This window comes from Pseudomonas sp. VI4.1, from assembly GCF_002029345.1.
Classification (GTDB): Bacteria; Pseudomonadota; Gammaproteobacteria; order Pseudomonadales; family Pseudomonadaceae; genus Aquipseudomonas.
Genome location: NZ_MULM01000013.1, coordinates 1 through 1,911, shown reverse-complemented (window position 1 = coordinate 1,911; position 1,911 = coordinate 1). Strand labels below are relative to the sequence as shown.

Sequence of the window (1,911 nt, the reverse complement as noted above, 5' to 3'; positions counted from 1 at the left end):
TATAGACCGAGGGGGCGAGCAATCCCTGTGACGCGTGTCCCGCAATATAAATCATATTGTCTGGGCCGATGGCGGTTACTCGTGAAACAAACTCTGGATAGTCAGCGGTAGGTGAAGGCATGGGGACGAAGCCGTTTTCACCGAAGTGGGGGTCCAGTTCACCTGCGCTGTTGTACAGTTGTTCGTTCTGCGTGTTCATCTGTGTGGCTCCATTAGAGGCAAAGAATTTCTCGTGTGGTGCCAAGCATCAAACTTGGCAGGCCTCTAGTGAGTCACGGTTTGGCGTATCCATCTACTGTAAGAGTTGACAGTTGACGTTTATATAACTCGGGTGCTTGCCTTTTTTTCGTAGCAATCGCTCACTCAGACCTGCGGGTCGGCCACGTGCAGGATTTTCATCCCGTTGGTGCCGCCGGTGGTGTGGTTGCTATCGCCCTTGGTCAGGATGACCCAGTCGCCTTTCTCGACGACGCCGCGCTTGACCAGCTCATCGATCGCCTTCTGGCTGACTTCGTGTGGCTCAAGCGAAGCCGGGTCGAACGGTACGGTGTAAACGCTGCGCAACATGGCCGCGCGCGCCTGGGTTTCGCGGTGCGGGGAGAACGCTTAGATCGGCACCGAAGAGCGAACGCGCGACATGATCAGCGCCTTGTTGTGGCGGCGTGCGTGCAGAATGATCTTTTTCTGAATGCCCACCAGCTCGGCGTCGCCGATTTCCACACTCAGGTCACCACGGGCAACCATGAAGGCGTCGGAGGCAGGGCCGAAGTGATGTTTTGCTCAAGCAGCTACCCATCGACCTTTGCCGCCTACTGTCAGGTCTGACAGTAGGCGGCAAAGGTTCCTTATGCTTTCAGACACTGGAGCTGCCGAAGACAGCGAGCTTTTGACCTTCCGGGATAATGACCTCCATTCACACAGTGCTGCGCGTAATCAGGGCATCAAGCCTCGTGCAATAGCGTGGTGAATTATATTGTCGTGTTCATCATTCACTGCAAAAATGATCTTGTTGTTTTTTATGGTTGACGCTTCGATGGTAAAGTTTTTCGCCTCCCTGTAAACAAGCCAGCCGGCGCCATTTCCATAGTCCTCGTCAATAGCCCCTTTGTGCAAGAAACGTGCGACCGCGTAATGGCGTTCGCGCGATACTATATCTACAAGTGCAGTGGTTAAGAAATTTCCGCCGGGCAAAAAGTCTACGTTGATACAGAAGGTGGTGGAGGAATTTACATTGGTGAATACAGGTTTTCCGCTATTGAACTGAATGTTGCTGGCACCGTCTGCTTCCCGGCTTATCAAAAATCCGGAAAGCTCACCGAAAACTTTAGAGAACCTGAAACCTAAGCACAGAATGCGATTGTTAGGCTGTTTTACGGTTTTTATAAGTCGTAATCCATAGTTTGGGTCTTCATCTTGAATCTGCAAGAATCCTTCCTGCTGAAAGGAGGTGTCCAGACTGCCATCTTTTCCGTGTTTTACCAGAATAATGGAATCCGGTTGTTCGTTGTGATCCGCTCGGACGCTGCCTGCACTGATGTAATTTCCAGTGTCGTCGACTGACACACTATAAAGTTTGAGGAAGGGAAATTGGTCATGGCTGACACGGACAAAACCCGAGCCATTGAATGTTGTATCAAGGGCCCCGTCCTCGGTCAGACGGATGATGAGCGAGTCCGTCCGTTCAGGGGTGCCTGTGGTATGGAGCAATATGATGTTGTCGCCCTGGACTAAGGAAGCTTCCCGCGAATAGGGCTTGAATTGGTTGGAATGGGGGGGCGCTGCGTATTTGGATCTGGCATTTTTCAGGCATTCTTCGTTGTAGGCAGATGCCGCGATATCAGTGTCAGGGAAGTGAAAAATATACTTCCCTTTTTCTCCAAATTCTTCGTCAAGCGTGCCGTTGGATAGAAA

At 51.4% G+C, this 1,911-nt stretch carries 2 protein-coding genes and 1 pseudogene; all 3 read right to left on the bottom strand.

The features are described from left to right. Positions 1–199, bottom strand: a 199-nt coding sequence (locus tag BZ163_RS00105; protein WP_143510968.1) for a hypothetical protein, incomplete at its 3' end; no start/stop codon positions are given. A 164-nt stretch (positions 200–363) separates the two neighbouring features. Continuing rightward, positions 364–759: pseudogene (locus BZ163_RS00100) on the bottom strand (pyruvate kinase); the annotation flags it as partial. Positions 760–933: 174 nt separating this feature from the next. Beyond that, positions 934–1,911: hypothetical protein (locus BZ163_RS00095; protein WP_143510965.1), on the bottom strand; the 978-nt coding region annotated here is incomplete at its 5' end.